Below are 17,888 nucleotides of genomic sequence, written 5' to 3' on the forward strand. Positions count from 1 at the left end.
GCTTAACAAATAAGTCGAAGAACGGGACTAACCTTGCTTAAAGAGGAATAAGATACCGTAATTAATAAAATGTTGTTCACGGAATACTTACGCTATCGCTAATATTAAATACTTTATATACATAAAAGAGCTCAATGAACTATGGAAAGAAGAGGGCGAGGTTCAGTCACACGTTGATAAATGTCCAAGGACAAACTTGTACCGATTGCAGGAATGGACAAGAGGATGTTGTGGTTCAAGGTGAAGTCGGTGAAAAGGAGCAACTGGGAAGAACTCACTGATCGTAGATGAAGAGCAAATATGTTTGGATTAAGTGGATGTGATTTTAGTCCAATCCATTTTCTTCGTGAAGCTAGAGATGTAGACCAATCAAGGGAGATATACGATCCAGGCCATACTACCAAATAAGCCTACGTGGGAATAAGGCTCTCAACAGTACAATTTAATGTTGGAAATCATTACAATGTATCAAAAAATGTTGTTGGAGAACCATTGTAACAACAGCTTTTTACGATTGAAGGAGTGCTTAGCTTGCTAGATCATTTCATGATTCTAATTAGAAGTATCTCTGCCTTTTTACTTTTATTAGTTATCGCAAGGATACTGGGTAAACAAACCTTGTCAAACATGAATTTTCATGAATTTGTCACTGCAGTAATCATGGGAGCGATTGCAGCTAATTTAGCTTTTAACGAGAAGATGGAAGTCATGCATCTAATCATATCGTTAATTGTTTTTACTTGCACCTCCTATCTGTTGTCTAAAATGAATCTAAAAAGCAGAAAATTACGTTTAATGGCTGAAGGTTCTCCAACTGTATTAATTGAAGGAGGGAAAATTATGGAGAATAACCTCGCCAAGAATAAACTAACATTAGATTCCTTGAACCAGATGTTAAGACAAAAAGATATATTTAATATCGAAGAAGTAGAATATGCATTATTGGAAGTAAATGGACAAGTTTCGGTGATGAAAAAAGCCGGTTACAGAGTAGCTACAGTTCAGGATGTACATAAAAAATCTGAACAGAAACGGGAAAGTATGCCTGTGGAGCTAATTATGGATGGAGAGGTATTAGTGATGAATTTGAAGTTAAATGGTATTTCCGATGAAGAGTTACTAATGCAACTTGAATCAAACAATAAAAACGTTAGTGATGTCTTCTACGCAGTAAAAGGAAGCGATGGTAGATTATACATTGATTATTACAAAGATCAATTAAAACATCCTGTTGATATAGAATAAAAAGAAAATGAGGTGGAGCACCAGTGTACCGTTTGTTCAGAGTATTACTTTGTATTTTTCTGCTGGTTGGAAGTACCAATACTGCTGGGGCGTCAGAGCTCTCTGAAAGTTCTATAATACATGATCTTCAAAATGGTGGTTACATACTTTATATCCGACATGGAGATGCAACTGTAGGGGAAGATCAACATGATCTTAGTTTAACTGATTGCACTACACAAAGAAATTTAAACGCTCTCGGAAAGGAACAAGCTAAAAAGTATGGGAGTGCTATTCGAAAACTAAATATTCCTGTTTATATGCCCGTGGAAAGTAGCCCCTTATGTAGAACCATCGAAACCGCTCAAACTGCTTTTGGTATACAAAATGTAAAAGCTAATGATTTCTGGCTGAATATATATAAACTCAGTCAGAATCCGAGCACTGAAACCATGAACAGTACACTGCAAGTTTTCAACAAAGAAGTTGAACAAACACCTCCAAGTCATTTCAACCGGGTAATTGTAGCTCATTCTTTTCCTCCAGGGTTAGGGCTTGGAGAGCTTTCAAGTATGGAGACTGTTATTATACAACCTCTGGGAGATCAAAGAGGGTATAAGGTTATTGGGAAACTGAAACTAGAAGACGTTTTGCGGCTAGCAGGAATTTAACTATATTAATGTCGAGGGACAAGAACATGTTCCCATTAGAGTCGCTGTTTTAGCGACTTTTTTGTTTTATAGGTACAAGTTCGTGTACCGAGCCAAGGACAAGAATTTGTACCGATTGCCGGAATGGACAACAACATAGTCCGATTAACGATTAGATGTACATCTTAAGATTGATCACAAAAACAAAACAAAGATCACGTACGGAGGAGCTTTGATAAAGAAGAATAGTCCCACAGTTCAGTGAGGATTATTTTCATATGTCAGATAACTAGAACCCATGAGACTGCCCTGTCTCCTTTCGCCGCCAATGTATAAATACCAATGACAATGCAATTAATGTGAGGATCATCCCAAGTACTCGAAAACCTTCAAAGCTGAAGCTATCTCCCATTACAGTGCTAATCAGTATAGAAGAGAGAATAGTTCCCAGGTATCTTGAGGTATTAAATATTCCAGATGCTACGCCTATCATTTCTTTTGGAGAACTTTTGAATAAGGCCGCTTGCATAGCGACACTGTTCAATCCGTTACTAACACCGAATGCAGCTAAAACCAGACACACACTGATAACTGGTGAATTCTGATCCAATGTTACGATCCACAACGACCCACATGTCATAAGCATTCCGGACATAAGCAAAGCTGGCCCGGGACCTGATTTATCGATCCATCGTCCTGCCATTGGAGAAGTAACGAGCGAGCACAAGCCTAAGCTTAGCATCAGCATTCCTGTATTGAACTCGCTGACACGACGAACGATTTGCAAGTAGGACGGAAGGCCAAAAAAGAGAGAGTAAAAAAGCAAGTTAACGATCAAGAATTCGACATTAACCCAAGTCATTGCACGATATTTAACGAATGTGCGTAAAGGAATAAAGGGCGCCTTCGCTTTTAACTCATGTCGCACGAAAGCTCCCAGTCCAACGAAGCCAATCAGCCCCACAATAACGCTGCTGAATGTAATTTGACCAGACGATTTTATGGACAATAATCCGACGAGCAGAGCAACCAGACCCACGGTGAATAGGAGAACTCCTGGCGCATCAATCAAATCAGACCATTTGCGAAAGGACATGTTGCGGGCAGCGGATGTCGTCGACGGAATATCCTTAGGAATATGCCTCCAGGCTAATAAAAAGCTTGTCACTACGATCGGAATATTAACCAAAAAGATAGCAGGCCAGCCCCACCAGTGAATGATGACCCCGCCAATAAAGGGGCCAATCGCTGCCGCTCCGGATAGGAAAATACTCAAAAATGACAGTGCAGTCGCTTGTTTCTCCGTAATATGTATTCGCACAATAGCCATTCCAACCGCAACCATCATGCTTGTTCCGATGGATTGCACAATGCGCAATGCGATGAGCCACCCAAAATTTGGGGATAGTGGAGCTAATAATGATGCAATGAAGGATACAACAAGTCCCGTAAGAAATATCCTCCTCCGACCAAATAAATCGCTAGCTTTTCCCATGATAGGTTGAGCGATAGCGCTCGCAATGTAGAAAGAAAAAATAATCCAAGATACCACGGTAAAATCGAGTTGGAACTCATTTTGAAGCCTTGGAATTGCAACTGAAATCATTGAAGAATTTAATGGGTTCAATAGAATGCCTAGTCCAACGGAGATCATCAACCACCTATTGCGAAAACTCATTTTAAGCCCCCCGATCTGTGTGTTAGTGCCATCATCGTACTTGAAATCATTTATTTATTCCAATGCATTTTATGTTATGATTTCATTGACTCAAAGGAATGAGTGGAGGGTGTAGAATGGAACTTCTTCAACTGAAATATTTTCTCGAAGTAGCTCGTGTGGAGCATATGACGGAAGCAGCACGAAGTCTGCATGTCACTCAATCATCACTAAGCAAAACGATTGGGCGTTTGGAAGAAGATTTGGGAGTCCCGTTATTCGATCGAATAGGAAGGAAACTGCGATTGAATGAGTTTGGAAAGAGATTCTATTACCGTGCAGAAAGAGCGTTGTTTGAATTGGAACAGGGGAGGCAGGAGATTCGTGATCTATCCAGCCCAGAACATGGCATACTTGAATTGGCGGTGACCACCGCAAGTACATTGCCTCAGATCCTTCGAGAGTTTCGGAACAAGAGACCCGATATCTTATTTCATGTGCAAATGCTCACCACGCAGGAAATGGTTATGCTTCTTCATAGAGGAGAGGTTGATTTTTGCTTGTCCTCACCAGCTATACGAGGGGAAGACATTGAAACTCAAATCATGTTCATCGACCCGATTCTTGTAGCTGTTCCCAAAGAGCATCGGCTTGCTGACCGAAACAACATATCTTTGACTGAGCTAAGGGATGAATGTTTTGTTGGTGTAAAAAGAGGATACGGTACTCGCGACCTGGTGGATTCGATATGCCAATCGGCTGGATTTATACCTACATATGTGTATGAAGGCGATGAACCTGCAAGGCTAAGTTCTCTAGTGGAAGCAGGGATTGGCATAGCCTTTATACCAAGTACTGCAAGGCATTCTAGGGAACATATCAAATATCTCAAAGTAGAGAATCATGAGTTGGTAAGGGAGATCGCTTTGTTATGGCACAGGAATCGGTACATTTCGCGGGCTGCTCTAGAATTCCGTGAGGTAGTTGTAGAATATTTCGGGACGATATCCAAACAAACAATTTAATTCTCCGAAAACTAATATAAAAATTTGTCGGAGAACAAAAAACAAATAAAATAAAAAAAATGTCGAGGGACAAGAACATGTTCCCATTAAAGTCGATATTTTAGCGACTTTATTGTTTTATAGGTACAAGTTCGTGTACCGAGCCAAGGACAAGAACTTATACCGATTGCCGGAATGGACAAGAACATAGTCCGATTAACGATTAGATGTACATCTTAAGATTGATCACAAAAACAAAACAAAGATCACGTACGGAGGAGCTTTGATAAAGAAGAATAGTCCCACAGTTCAGTGAGGATTATTTTCATATGTCAGATAACTAGAACCAACAAATAAAATAAAAATGTCCAAGGACATGTCGAGGGACAAGAACATATTTCCATTGAAGTCGCAATTTTGGTATTATCCCCTTTTAGTAGACATGAAAAAAAAGACATCTGTTAAGATGAACTTAATCATGTAAACGAAGGGGGTTTTTTCATGGCTAAAAAAGGACAAACATACCGGCGGTACTCCTTGGAGTTGAAATTGGAGGCCGTCCGGCTGGTCAACGAAGAACATATGAGTATACGTGAAGTAGCGACACGTTTAGATATTCAAAATAAATCTCAGGTACAAGTGTGGGCAGCCAAAGCGAAACAGGGAATGAGTCTAGAACCTGCTACACCCAAACGTGGACGCCCTAGAACCAAGTTTTCCAGTATGGAAGAAGAGATGGCGTATTTGCGGGCGGAGATTGAATACTTAAAAAAGCAGTATCCAAATCTACACAAGGAGTGACGAGTAAAGCAGCCAGATTTCAAATCATTGAGGACCTGAGAGCACGTCATGGTCTGGCTTGGCTCTTGAAGTTAGCTGCGGTTTCCCGCTCGGGTTATTACAAGTGGAGAAAAAGCATAGCAGCCGCAAAAGAGCGTAGACACAAAGAACATGAACTAGAATCCCATTTGCTTGCCATTCATCGCGTGCATCCTTACTTTGGCTATCTTCGAATGACCGTTGCTTTACGACGGGAAGGCCTTCGAGTCAACCACAAAAAGGTGTACCGATTAATGAAACAATTAGGCATCTGTTCTGTCATTCGAAAAAAGCGTCGATTCTTTGGAAAACAAGCCTCTGTGGTAAACCCGAATCGGCTGGAGCGTCAGTTTCAGGCGGATACACCACGAACGAAGCTGGTTACGGACATTACCTATATTCGTGCTGGAGAACACTTTGTGTATCTCTCTGTTATTCAAGATTTATACAATAACGAAATTGTAGCGTGGCATCTTTCTGAACGAAATGACCTCGCTTTGGTTCATGACACGCTGGATAGACTCCGTCAGCACGTGGATCTGAATGGCGTAATCCTACACTCAGATCAAGGATTTCAATATACGTCGAAGCCCTTTAACCGTAAACTAAACCAGCTCGGCATGCTAGGCAGTCACTCCAGGCGTGGAAATTGCTCAGATCATGCCTGTATTGAATCTTTTTTCTCTCATTTGAAGACGGAGAAAATTTATTTGAATAAGGCAGCAAACAAAGCAGAGGTTGAACAGCAAGTGAGTGAAATACATATTGTTTTACAACCAAAACCGATTTCAGAAAAAACTAAACGACCGTTCCCCGGTGGAATACCGGGAAACAGCCGCAGCTTAAATCTTGTCTTTTTTGTACTGTCTACTTGACGGGGTTATGACCATTTTAGCGGCTTTTTTATTTTATCGGTACAAGTTCTTGTCCCAAGCTAAGGACAAGAACTTGTACCGATTGCCGGAATGGACAAGAACATAGTCCGATTACCGATTAGATGTGTATCTAATTATTGATGACATGCACTTAAAGCTTTATTAAGTACAATAATACATGAAAATTCTCAAATTTGTTTAAGAGCAACTGACAAGATGAAGGTAAAACATAAGTGCTCAGTATTAGAAGAACGAACATTGGTACGAGAACTTGGAGGTTAGGACAAAAACTTGTTTCGCTTACCGAAATAGACAACAACATGTTCCCCTTCTCGATTAGATAAGTGTCTAAGTTTGAGATGAGTCTCTTTATGAGTGATTAAATCGACTAAGGGCTTCGAGGCTAGAAGGTATTTGATAAAAACCAAATACTTCAAAGATCTAAGAACTTCCTGTACAGAGTCTTTGTCATCAGTTAAATTTACCTAGCAAACGTGTGATAAGTTTTTTCTTTAAAACGCTCTTAGTTTCTTATGTCCGAAAGGGCATGTACTAAAGTACTATTATTCCTGGTGAAAAGAGGTATACTGGATACCGAGGTGAATCTAATGTGGTTTAAAAGAAGACCGAATGCCGCTTCAGATGCAGAAGAACATATCGACCCTTTATCCGCTTCGCGGATCCCTGTGTTAATATGGCTCTGCCTTGTTGCTACTGCAACCCTTGTATTACAGACCATGTCAGCACCCACCATTATTCCGAGTATTTTTTTCGTCATAGTGATGCTAGCCCATAGTTACTTTTACTGGATAACAGGTTCAGTGGTTGCTTATTCCAAGCCCTTATATATTATAATTCAAGCTAGTTTAATATACGGTAGTGCTATTCTTATGCCGGATGGCATGCCGGCGATTCTGATTGGTCTTATTCCTGTGTTGATTGGGCAAACCGTTGCGATCTATTTCGAAACAGCAAAAGTCGTTTTCGTTGCATTTGTGCTCTATGTCCTGTTTTGTTCTCTAACTTTATTTAATCGAACTGGTCCTGAGGCGGCACTGCTTGTTTTATTACTTTTACTCATGATGGTTGTAGTCATATCTTACGCGTCATTGTTTTACAAACAAGTGAATGCACGTGTCAGAACCCAAAATTTCTTGCGGGAATTAGAGCTGGCTCACCAAAAAGTAGAGGAACTTACACTCACTAGTGAGAGACAACGGATGGCTAGGGACTTACATGACACATTGGCCCAAGGTCTTGCCGGAATTATTATGCAGCTGGAAGCTGCGAGCATTCACCAAGAAAAGGGGAACCAGCTCAAAGCACAGGAAATTATACGTAATGCTATGGTTCAGGCTAGACAGTCATTGGCGGATGCACGACGAGCAATAGATGATTTACGCACAAAATCAAACCCTTCCATCACGCTGAGCGAGGCGTTTCAAGAACAACTGGAGCGATTCCGACAGGCGACTGGCATTGCAACTGAATTTCAGGGAGAGCTCTCTTCACAGTTGTCTAAAGTGCAGATGGAGCATATCTTGCATATCTTGAGTGAATCCCTTATGAATATCGCTCGCCACGCACAAGCGAACCTTGTCACAATAACCACTAACCAAAGCAACAACGAGTTTCACCTTAACATCGTTGATAACGGCCAAGGATTTAACACGGATCACATCGGAAAATTACATGGCCACTACGGCCTGATCGGTATACAGGAGCGCGCCAGACTCATTGGCGGGAGTATTGAGATTGACAGTACTGAAGAAGGAACAGCTGTACATCTAAGCGTTCTATTATAATCGGTAGGAAGAGAGGGATAACCTCATGAAGCACAAAGTCATGATTGTGGACGACCATTGGGTTGTACGAGAAGGTCTGAAGCTTATTCTTGAAACAGACGACAATTACTGCATTGTAGGAGAAGCGAGCGAAGGTGTTGAAGCATTAAAGCTCATGGAAAGTTTAGAACCTGATGTCATCCTGATGGACCTTAACATGCCAGGGGGGCTTGGGGGACTGGATACAATGAAACGGATGCACGAGCAAGGCCTGCTTATTCCCGTTATCATTCTTACTACATATAACGAGGACGAACTCATGATTGAAGGTTTATCCCTGGGTGCCAAAGGATATCTTTTAAAAGATACCAGCCGTGAAAATCTGTTCCGCACATTGGACTCTGCACTTCGTGGAGAGACTTTGCTTCAGCCAGAGATTACAGCCAGAGTATTTGCTCATCAGACCCGATCGCTAGCCCGAAAAACGGAACCTACCTTGCTTAGCGATAAAGAAACGATTGTTCTGCAAGCCATCGCAAGAGGGATGCGTAGCAAGGAGATTGCTTTTGATATGGGCATTGCCGAACGTACGGTGAAAGCTCATCTTACGAATATTTACAACAAACTTGGCGTAGATTCACGGTCTGAAGCGGTTGCTGTCGCTGTCGAAAAGGGACTTCTGCATCTCTAAGTAAAATTAATGACTCGCATTGTCTTGATTTAGCTAACGTACATGCCCAATCCTGCCCGATCGTACATTTGGGGAATGCCCTTATGTACGATTTTTTTTCGTCTATTTTTCAATACAATACAGACATAGGGTGGTGATGACACACTTCCTAATTGCAGAAAGTTTTGAAAGGGGCATGACATTTATTATGGCAAAATGGTTATATCGTCTCGGAGCTTGGTCTTCGAGAAAAAGAAAAACAGTAATTACGGCAACACTCACACTTCTCATTGTAATGGCATCTCTCGGTCTAGGCATGGGGACTTCGTTTACAGGTGAGATGACCATACCCGGAACAAAATCCGACCAGGCTGCCGAGGTACTAAACTCAGAATTCCCCACGTCGGATGGTGGTGGTCAGATTCGTCTAATTTTCAGAGCGGATCAGGGATTGCTCACATCAGAGACTAATCAATTAAAAATAAAAAAGGCGTTGAAGGACGTTAAGACAGATCTGTCCGTCGTCTCTGTTTCCAATCCATACGAAACGATGACACTAAGTGCAGACAAAAAAATCGGATATGCTGATATTACGTACAAACAAGCCGCAAGTGAAGTAGAAGAACATTCAAAAGAACATGTATTAAACATAGCTGAAACATTAACGAAGAATGGAGTGCAGACAGAACTCGGAGGCAGTGTGGCTTTCTCTGAAATTGAAGTAGGCGGCATCTCTGAAGTCATTGGAATTCTGATTGCGTTTATGATTCTGGCTTTTACCTTCACGTCATTTCTTGCAGCCGGATTACCTATTCTGACAGCCGTGATCGGTTTGGGAATTGGCTTGATGACTGTAATCGTTGGATCAAACTTTGTATCCATGTCTTCATTTTCAATCACGCTCGCTGTCATGCTTGCTTTAGCCGTAGGTATTGACTACGCTTTGTTCATTATATCCCGCTACCGTCAACAGCTGGCTGAAGGTTATGACCGTGAGACGGCCATTGCGCAAGCCAATGCTACTGCCGGAGGGTCAGTTGTTTTTGCAGGCCTGACCGTTATTATTGCCCTTGTGGGGCTCTCCGTTGTTCAAATTCCGTTTATAACCATGATGGGCTTGGCCGCAGCAATCAGTGTATTTGTCGCTGTGCTTATTGCCATCATCTTTGTTCCTGCTCTTCTGGCTGTTGCTGGAGATCGGATCAGTCCGGCACGGGAAAATCGCTGGCTGCGCAAATGGTCGGGCCAAAAGAAAGATAAGAACAAAGATAATGCCTGGGGAGGAATGATCACGCGAAAACCGTGGTTAATTTCGATTCTATCCATAGTCATTCTTACCGTATGTACATTACCGTTCCTGCACATGGAACTAGGCTTGCCAGACAGTGGGCTTAAATCAACCGAAACCACGGAACGAAGAGGTTATGATTTATTAGCAGAGGGTTTTGGAGCCGGCTTTAATGGTCCACTTGTCGTTGTAGCCAAAACCAGTGAAGGCAAGGATAGCCAGACCAAGATTGCAGAGGCAACAACTTACATCAAAGATATTCCCGGTGTTGCAAGTGTAACGCCAGCAATTCCTAGTCCTTCAGGAAAAGCGGCAATCATTACCGTCTTGCCTAAAACAGGACCACATGATATTCGCACGACTGAATTAGTACAAGCTATTCGGGATCAATCGGAGAATGTGCTGAAAAAAGACAACGTAGAGATTATGGTAACCGGTGGAACGGCAGTCAATATTGATATATCCGAAAAATTACAGGAGGCACTGCCTAAGTTTGCATTGCTGATCGTTGGATTAGCCTTTGTTCTTCTAATGCTTGTCTTCCGTTCAATCCTGGTTCCTATTAAAGCAGTTGCTGGCTTCTTGTTCACGTTAGGTTCAACACTTGGTTTTATCGTATGGGTTATACAGGATGGATACCTGGGCAGCTTGTTCGGTATTCCAGAACCTGGTCCGGTTTTAAGTTTCCTACCTATTCTGGTGACAGGAATTTTGTTCGGACTGGCGATGGATTACGAAGTATTTCTGGTGAGCAGAATGCGTGAGGATTATACCCACACGGGTGACGCCCACCGTTCAGTAAGAAGTGGATTAACTCACAGCGGGCCTGTGGTTACAGCCGCTGGACTTATTATGATTGCTGTGTTTGCCAGCTTTATTTTTGCCGAAGATACGATCATCAAATCGATGGGGCTCGCCCTTGCATTTGGCATCCTGGTAGATGCCTTTATCGTACGAATGACACTTGTACCCGCCGTCATGACAATACTCGGCAAACACGCTTGGTATTTGCCTAAATGGTTGGATCGAATTCTACCTAATATTGATATTGAAGGCGAATCCATTATGCAAGAGAATAAAAAGGAGAACAAGGTGAAACTCAATAACCAAGTTCAGACTGAGACCGACTTTTAAATCACACTAATGTGATTAAGCCTTAAGCGCTGAAAGAAAAGTTGTTTTAAGAATGTTAAATTGTTGATTCAAGTCTACCCGGGTATTGAATGCATCCATATCATGCAGCATGGACATCTTTTTAGAGAAATTACCAAATACATTCATCATTGTAATCAATGTTTCTACTGTATTCATGTCAGTGCGTACAGAACCATCCTGTTCGCCTAAATGGGCAAGATCCGTAAACAAGTGGATCAGCTGGTCATATGCATCCTGATAAATTTGTAAGTTCTCCAAAGGTGCTTTAGACAAGGCAACATAACATTCAAATGCTTCTATAAGTTTGGAATTCTGTTGATAATGGGCCTGATGATAGAAAACCAAGGCGTCAAAAATGCGCTCCATTTTTTCATAACACGTACCTTCGTCATTCAATACGTCTTGAAGTATCTCAATTTCTGAATGCACGATGTTAGCTGCAACTTCCACAATAAGATGTTCTTTCTTAGGAAAGTAACGGAAAATGGTCGCGACGCCAAGTATCGCTTCATTGGCAATTTCCTGCATCGTCGTCTGCTCAAAACCCTGTCGGGCAAATACAGCTGTAGCCGCTTCAATGATTGCGGCCCGGCGTTTCTGCCGCAAGCTGGTACGCTCCTGTTCTAACCTTTGTTTGGGCTGAATGAGAATAACCTCCTTAAGTTCAATTAAATTATGCTATCAACTTAGATGTGGTTTGTCAACGAAAGAGGAGTATGCATAATACAAAGAAGAACCTTCCACCCATAATCATCGATGGGATGGAAGGTTTTTTTCATATTATAAATTAACAGATGATCTTCTTGTAAAATTAACGGTTCCGATATTCTTGAGGTGTACAGCCATATTGTTTTTTGAAAATTTTTATAAAATGTGGGGGTGCCATAAACCCAAGCTTTTTGCTCACATCAGCAACTTTCAGGTCGGTTTGGGTCAGAAGATGAACAGCTCTTTGCATGCGAAGCCGAAACAGATAATCGCCAATCGTTTCTCCTGTCGCTGTTTTGTAGACTTTAGACAAGTAGACCGGATGCAGTCCAACATGATCTGCAATAATTTGCAACGAGATCCCATCTGAAAGATGATTCTGAATGTAAGCATGCACGCTTGAAACAATGTCATCGTGAGTATGCCTGATCTGATTTATCGCTCTACTTCGATGAAATTGAATTATTTTCTCAGCCCAGGCATATACGCGTTGACTCGAAATTTGACTTTTCTTTCGAATCATCAAATCGAATTCTTCATTGAGGAGCTCATCTAACGTAACATGTTGTGAGCGGAATACAATGGCAAAGGTAGATGACAGGTACAGCAAACATGTATAAAGAACTTCATGAGACAGGTCCGATCCTTCTCCATCCACTGAAAGCACACGTTTGACTTTGGCGATCGCTTCTTCCCAGTTTCCAGCTTCCAGCAATTGCGGCAGAAGAGGAGGCTCCAAAAGTTGAAGATAACCTTGATCCATCACGGGGTTCGGCAGCTGATCGTCGACGGTAATAAAATAGCTTTTATGCTCACCGACATTTTGTTGAATAACCGCCACGCACCGATTAAAACCTTCGCTTAATCCTTCAGGAAAAAGTCGCTCTTGTCCCAAACAGATGGAGATTGCCCCTTTTAGAAATTTCTGCACATGATTTTGCAGCTTAACCGCAAAAGAATCGACAGAGTTTAGTGTTTTACGATCCTCATGATGAATGAGGAACACCAGATACCCCTGATCGGTAATACAATGCCATAATCCAAATGGAGTGAAAACTTCATCTGCAATATTGGTAATCGCATATTCAAGGAGGGAGAGAGATTGAAGATCATATCCTGAAAATTCTTCTTCCATTCGAATCACCATCATTCGATAGTTGTCTTCCATACGGATAGGAAGATCAAGAATCTTCAGGCGCTCCTCCAGAATGTGCTGACTCATAGGTTTATTTTGAAGTAAATCATTAAGAAACTGATTTTGCAACACGGGAAGATTAGCATGTAACATGTGCTGAATCTGTTGCATTGAACTTATATTTTCCCATTCTTGCTCGATATTCTTAATGGCCTCTTCAACAGCCTTGACAAGTGCCTGAGTATCCACAGGTTTAAGCATATAATTCATCGCCTGATAGCGAATGGCTTGCTGGGCATATTCAAATTCATCGTGTCCTGACAAAATAATACTCCGAATGCGAGGAGCGTATAAGCGAATCAGGCGAATTAATTCAAGACCATCCATTTCAGGCATACGTATATCCGTAATCATCACATCAATCGCAAACCGGGAAGTAATATCCAGTGCTTCTTCGGCGGAATAGGCACGATGCACTTCTTCGATGCCGCTATCCTCCCAAGGAATCGTGAGAGCAAGACTGTCCACTACAGACTTCTCGTCGTCTACAATCAAAAGGGCATACATAAGTGCAACAACTTCCTTCCTGATAATTAGTCTCCTTATTGTAGGTAATCATCCTAGGCATTACAATCTGGATTTCAATATAAACCTGTAAATATTAAGAAATCGTTATCAGTCTTTGGATGTAGTTATCCATAGATATATAGAAGGATACAAAAATTAAAATAAACCTTGCGAAATGCGTTATGCAATCTTAAGAAAGCGTTATATGCCTTCTTCTCTCTCAACCTTAGAATAAAATAGATACCTTTGAATGATACATAGCGAAAAGGAGTGTCAATGGATGAAACGAGATATTAAACAGCTCATAGATCAAATGACCATCGAGGAGAAAGCCAGTCTGTGTTCCGGCAGCACTTTCTGGACAACTACAGGAATCGAAAGATTAGGTATTCCATCGATTATGCTAGCCGACGGACCACATGGACTACGAAAACAAGATGGAGAATCGGATCATCTGGGGCTGAACGAAAGTGTACCTGCGACTTGTTTTCCTACAGCCAGCGGGCTGGCTAGCTCCTGGAATCGCGACCTGATAGAACAGGTAGGAAGCACCATAGGTAAAGAAGCCCAAACCGAGAATGTAGCTGTTTTACTGGGGCCAGGTGCGAATATCAAGCGCTCCCCGCTGTGCGGACGAAACTTTGAGTATTTTTCCGAAGATCCGTATCTTACGGGTGAACTGGCTTCATCTCACATTCGCGGTGTACAAAGCCAGGGAGTCGGCACTTCGCTGAAGCATTTTGCCGTGAACAATCAGGAGGATCGTCGAATGTCTGTTAATGCCGTAGTGGATGAAAGGACATTACGCGAAATTTACTTAACCGGCTTTGAAAAAGCGGTCAAACAAGCCCAACCATGGACGCTTATGTCTGCCTACAACAAAGTGAATGGGACCTATGCATCGGAGAATCCTTACCTCCTGAATGATATATTGCGAGATGAATGGGGTCATAACGGATTTGTCATGTCGGACTGGGGTGCAGTCAGTGAGATTGTTCCTAGCGTAGCGGCAGGCATGGAACTTGAAATGCCACCTTCCAATGGTGAAGCCCAACGTAAAATTATTCAAGCGGTTGAAGAAGGCACACTCGACATCTCGTTACTTGATCAAGCGGTCGAACGCTTGCTTACGGTTATTTTTAAATGTGCAGATCATATGCAGCAAGATGCCACGTACAATGCTGAAGAGCATCATGCATTTGCAAGACTGGTGGCCCAAGAGACCATGGTATTGCTAAAAAACGAGAATGGAATCCTACCCTTGCAGAAAACGGGTCATATCGCTGTGATTGGAGAACTAGCCCAATCGGCCCGTTACCAGGGCGGGGGAAGTTCACACATTAATCCAACGAAAGTGGACATCCCTTATGAAGAATTGCTTCGTTCTGCCGGGGATCAAGCGCAACTCACCTATGCGCAGGGATATGAACTAAGCTCGGATGAAACCAATGCTCCATTATTACAAGTTGCTCTGGAAACGGCAGCGGCAGCTGATGTAGCCATCTTGTTTGTAGGGTTGCCTGACCGTTATGAATCTGAGGGATATGACCGCAAACATCTTAATCTTCCCAATAATCATCAGGAGCTCATTACCGCTATAGCTGCCGTTCAACCCAATGTAATTGTCGTGTTGAGCAATGGTGCCCCTGTCGTAATGCCTTGGCTCCACAACGCCAAAGCCGTTCTTGAAGCTTATCTGGGGGGGCAGGCTACTGGAGGCGCAATCGCTGATATTTTATTTGGTGATGCCAATCCGAGCGGCAAGCTGGCAGAGACGTTCCCGCGTTCAACAAAGCATAATCCATCCGCATTGTTTTTCCCTGGTGATGGAAACCAGGTTGAATACAGAGAGGGGATATTCGTAGGTTATCGGTACTATGAAGCTAAAGATATAGAACCGCTGTTTCCTTTTGGTCATGGACTAAGCTACACACAATTTGAATACTCCAACCTGATTGTTGATAAAAGGGAGATCAACGATACAGATTGCATCAACGTCTCGGTAAACATCAAGAATACTGGTTTCGTGCAGGGTAAGGAGATTATTCAATTATATGTTCATGACACAGCATCCCGTGTTACACGTCCAGACAAAGAGCTGAAGGGCTTCACTAAGATAGACTTAAAACCTGGTGAAGAGAAACAAGTCACCCTAACTCTCAATAAACGTTCATTTGCATATTACGATGTAGAGCGATCCGATTGGCATGTGGACAGCGGCGAATTCGAGATATTGGTAGGTGCATCATCTCAAGATATCAGGCTTGCAACAACAGTTGTCGTACATTCTACATCCCGTGAGATTATACCAACATACCATCGCGATACCACCTTCGGGGAGTTGCTTGCAAATCCCAAAACGACGGCGATTCTTTCTCAAATGCAACCTCAAGCGGATCAGGATCAAGGTGAGGTTCAATCCAGTGCAGTATCGGCTGAAATGGTTCAAGCCTCCATGCAATATTTGCCACTGCGGAATCTGATACCTTTCACAGGGATGACAGAGGAAGCCTTATCACAATTACTTGCAGCCTTGAATCAGGCAGTACAAAGTGAAACATAGAATCTGATCTTTCTTTTCAGCTTGATTTCAGATAAAAGTCGCCATGAAGGCGACTTTTATCCTTTGTATAGCCTTTACCCTTAACTCGTACATGCATAAAGGCATAATAATTACAAATATGTAACTTTAGAGAAGGTGGATATCAAATGAGTATTCGCAAGAAAATGCTATTTGCGTTTGGGACTGTTATTGTACTTTATCTCGTAGCGCTAAGTTACCAAAATTACAAATCTTTAATCCAAAATGAAAAGTTAGAAGAGATACGAAAAGTTCAGTTTACCTCCTCGCTGAAAGCACAGGAGATGCAGGAGAGTCTGATGGAATACCAGGTTCAAATGATGCTTCCAGCAATCGGATATGCGTCTAAAGAATCCGTTGAAGAAGCAAGTGCACAATTGTTAGCAAAGTTCAAGCAAGCTTTGCAAGAGTATTCTGCATTGAATCCATCCGAAAAAAATGAAGTAGATCAGATTCAGGAAGCATACTCCAGTTACATTGACCAAGGTCAATTGGAGGGGGGACAGAAACTAAACGAATTAATCCTTGGATTAAAATCCAAAAGTGTGATTGATGTGAATTCCAATATTCATACCTTGATCACGTCCAACAAAAATGCATTTTGGCAGTCCGTCACATATCAGTTATTCGTGACTTTACTTGTTATCGTCATCTCACTGCTACTCGCGCGTTCCATTATTAAGCCTACGGAACGACTCGTTAAAGGAACGGAACGGATTCATAATGGAGATTTAAGCCAGTCATTTCAATCAAGCGCTTCAGATGAGATTGGCAAACTTGCAAATATGTTTGAAGTCATGCGAACCGGTCTTACAGGCTTCATTCGTTCAGCCCAGGATAATTCCAATGTGGTTGTAAATACAAGCCAGCTTCTAATAAACAATTTGGAGAATTCTTCCAGTTCAATGAGGAAAATCGCTCAGTCGGCAACTGCCGTTTCAGACGGAGCGCTTGTACAACTTCAGTCAGCAGAAGAAACGGTGCGAGCCATAGATGAAGTAGCCCGGGGCATTGCTCTGATCAGTGAGTCAAATAATGAAGCTACAGAATGTTCATCTATGACTGAACAACAAGCTCGAAAGGGAGAGGAACTTTTACAGAACGTTAAGCTCCGCATTGACCTCTTTAATCGCACGATGGATGAAATAGAAAGCTCTGTTGCAAAAATGAATCAGCATTCCTTTACTATTCAAGAAATCGTTCAACTTATAGCGACAGTTGCTCGTCAAACGGAATTGCTCGCTCTTAACGCAGGTATAGAGGCTGCAAGAAGCGGGGAACAAGGAAGAGGCTTTTCCGTTGTTGCAAGTGAAATTCGTTCACTGGCAGATCAAACCCGTCAATCGTTAAGTAACATATTCGATACGATCAGCCACATTCAGGAAGATACGGTTTCAGCAAGCACTAGCGTAGCTCAAGGAAAAAAAGAGTTGGCACAAACGATAAATGCAGTAGAACAAGCAGGTCAAGCATTCGAAATGATTCTTGAATCTGCCAAAGACGTTGCCAGTCAGATGCAAGAGATCTCTTCTGCTTCTGAGCAGTTATCCGCAAGTTCCGAGGAGGTCAGCGCTTCAATGCAGCATTTAGCTTGTATTGCCAAACAAGCGCATACAGAAAGCACAACGATGGTTCAGGCCGTTGAACATCAGATGGTCATTGCAGAAGAAATACAGCATTTTTCCGATAACATCCGAGGTTCCGCTTTTAATATGAGAGATCAAATATCCATTTACAAAACCTGATATATATGAGGATGAGGGCATAAATA

Annotated in this window: 11 protein-coding genes and 1 pseudogene; 9 read left to right on the forward strand and 3 right to left on the reverse strand. The window is 42.1% G+C overall.

Annotated features, from left to right (window positions below; all coding sequences use genetic code 11):
- The first annotated feature begins 522 nt into the window (after nt 1–522).
- Nucleotides 523–1,245: a DUF421 domain-containing protein gene (locus FS818_RS07900; RefSeq protein WP_313960461.1), complete on the forward strand. Its 723-nt coding sequence runs from the start codon at nt 523–525 to the stop codon at nt 1,243–1,245.
- A 23-nt stretch (nt 1,246–1,268) separates the two neighbouring features.
- Nucleotides 1,269–1,895 carry a histidine phosphatase family protein gene (locus tag FS818_RS07905; RefSeq protein ID WP_222128657.1) on the forward strand — a complete coding sequence of 209 codons (627 nt, stop codon included), beginning with the start codon at nt 1,269–1,271 and terminating at the stop codon, nt 1,893–1,895.
- Between the two features lie 268 nt (nt 1,896–2,163).
- Here FS818_RS07905 and FS818_RS07910 read toward each other — a convergent pair whose 3' ends face one another.
- Nucleotides 2,164–3,552: an MFS transporter gene (locus tag FS818_RS07910; RefSeq protein ID WP_145331150.1), complete on the reverse strand. Its 1,389-nt coding sequence runs from the start codon at nt 3,550–3,552 to the stop codon at nt 2,164–2,166.
- 116 nt (nt 3,553–3,668) lie between these two features.
- On the opposite strand from FS818_RS07910, the gene FS818_RS07915 reads away from it, so the two are divergent.
- From FS818_RS07915 to FS818_RS07935, 5 genes and pseudogenes are all read left to right on the forward strand, one after another.
- Complete coding sequence (locus tag FS818_RS07915; protein ID WP_145331152.1) at nt 3,669–4,556, forward strand: LysR family transcriptional regulator; 888 nt, start codon at nt 3,669–3,671, stop codon at nt 4,554–4,556.
- 480 nt (nt 4,557–5,036) lie between these two features.
- A pseudogene (locus tag FS818_RS07920) lies at nt 5,037–6,200 on the forward strand (IS3 family transposase).
- Nucleotides 6,201–6,837: 637 nt separating this feature from the next.
- A complete protein-coding gene (locus FS818_RS07925) occupies nt 6,838–8,034 on the forward strand; it encodes a sensor histidine kinase (RefSeq protein WP_186331776.1) in 1,197 nt (398 codons plus the stop codon).
- 25 nt (nt 8,035–8,059) lie between these two features.
- Entirely contained in the window at nt 8,060–8,704 is a 645-nt protein-coding gene (locus FS818_RS07930; RefSeq protein WP_145331156.1) for a response regulator, read from the forward strand.
- A 187-nt stretch (nt 8,705–8,891) separates the two neighbouring features.
- On the forward strand, nt 8,892–11,105 hold the full coding sequence (locus FS818_RS07935; RefSeq protein ID WP_145331158.1) for an MMPL family transporter: 2,214 nt from the start codon (nt 8,892–8,894) through the stop codon (nt 11,103–11,105).
- A 15-nt stretch (nt 11,106–11,120) separates the two neighbouring features.
- Here FS818_RS07935 and FS818_RS07940 read toward each other — a convergent pair whose 3' ends face one another.
- Together FS818_RS07940 and FS818_RS07945 are read right to left on the reverse strand one after the other, a co-directional pair.
- Nucleotides 11,121–11,732 carry a TetR/AcrR family transcriptional regulator gene (locus FS818_RS07940; RefSeq protein WP_186375434.1) on the reverse strand — a complete coding sequence of 204 codons (612 nt, stop codon included), beginning with the start codon at nt 11,730–11,732 and terminating at the stop codon, nt 11,121–11,123.
- A gap of 205 nt (nt 11,733–11,937) precedes the next feature.
- Nucleotides 11,938–13,536 (reverse strand): response regulator transcription factor, encoded by a 1,599-nt coding sequence (locus FS818_RS07945; protein ID WP_145331162.1) that lies wholly within the window; start codon nt 13,534–13,536, stop codon nt 11,938–11,940.
- 280 nt (nt 13,537–13,816) lie between these two features.
- Here FS818_RS07945 and FS818_RS07950 point away from each other — a divergent pair, with 280 nt between their 5' ends.
- Both FS818_RS07950 and FS818_RS07955 read left to right on the forward strand, forming a co-directional pair.
- Nucleotides 13,817–16,099: a beta-glucosidase family protein gene (locus tag FS818_RS07950; RefSeq protein WP_145331164.1), complete on the forward strand. Its 2,283-nt coding sequence runs from the start codon at nt 13,817–13,819 to the stop codon at nt 16,097–16,099.
- Nucleotides 16,100–16,245: 146 nt separating this feature from the next.
- The gene (locus FS818_RS07955) at nt 16,246–17,862 is read left to right on the forward strand and encodes a methyl-accepting chemotaxis protein (RefSeq protein ID WP_145331166.1); all 1,617 of its coding nucleotides are present in this window, start codon (nt 16,246–16,248) and stop codon (nt 17,860–17,862) included.
- Nucleotides 17,863–17,888: the final 26 nt, after the last annotated feature.

This window comes from Paenibacillus xylanexedens, from assembly GCF_007680605.1.
In the GTDB taxonomy this organism is placed as follows: Bacteria; Bacillota; Bacilli; order Paenibacillales; family Paenibacillaceae; genus Paenibacillus; species Paenibacillus xylanexedens_B.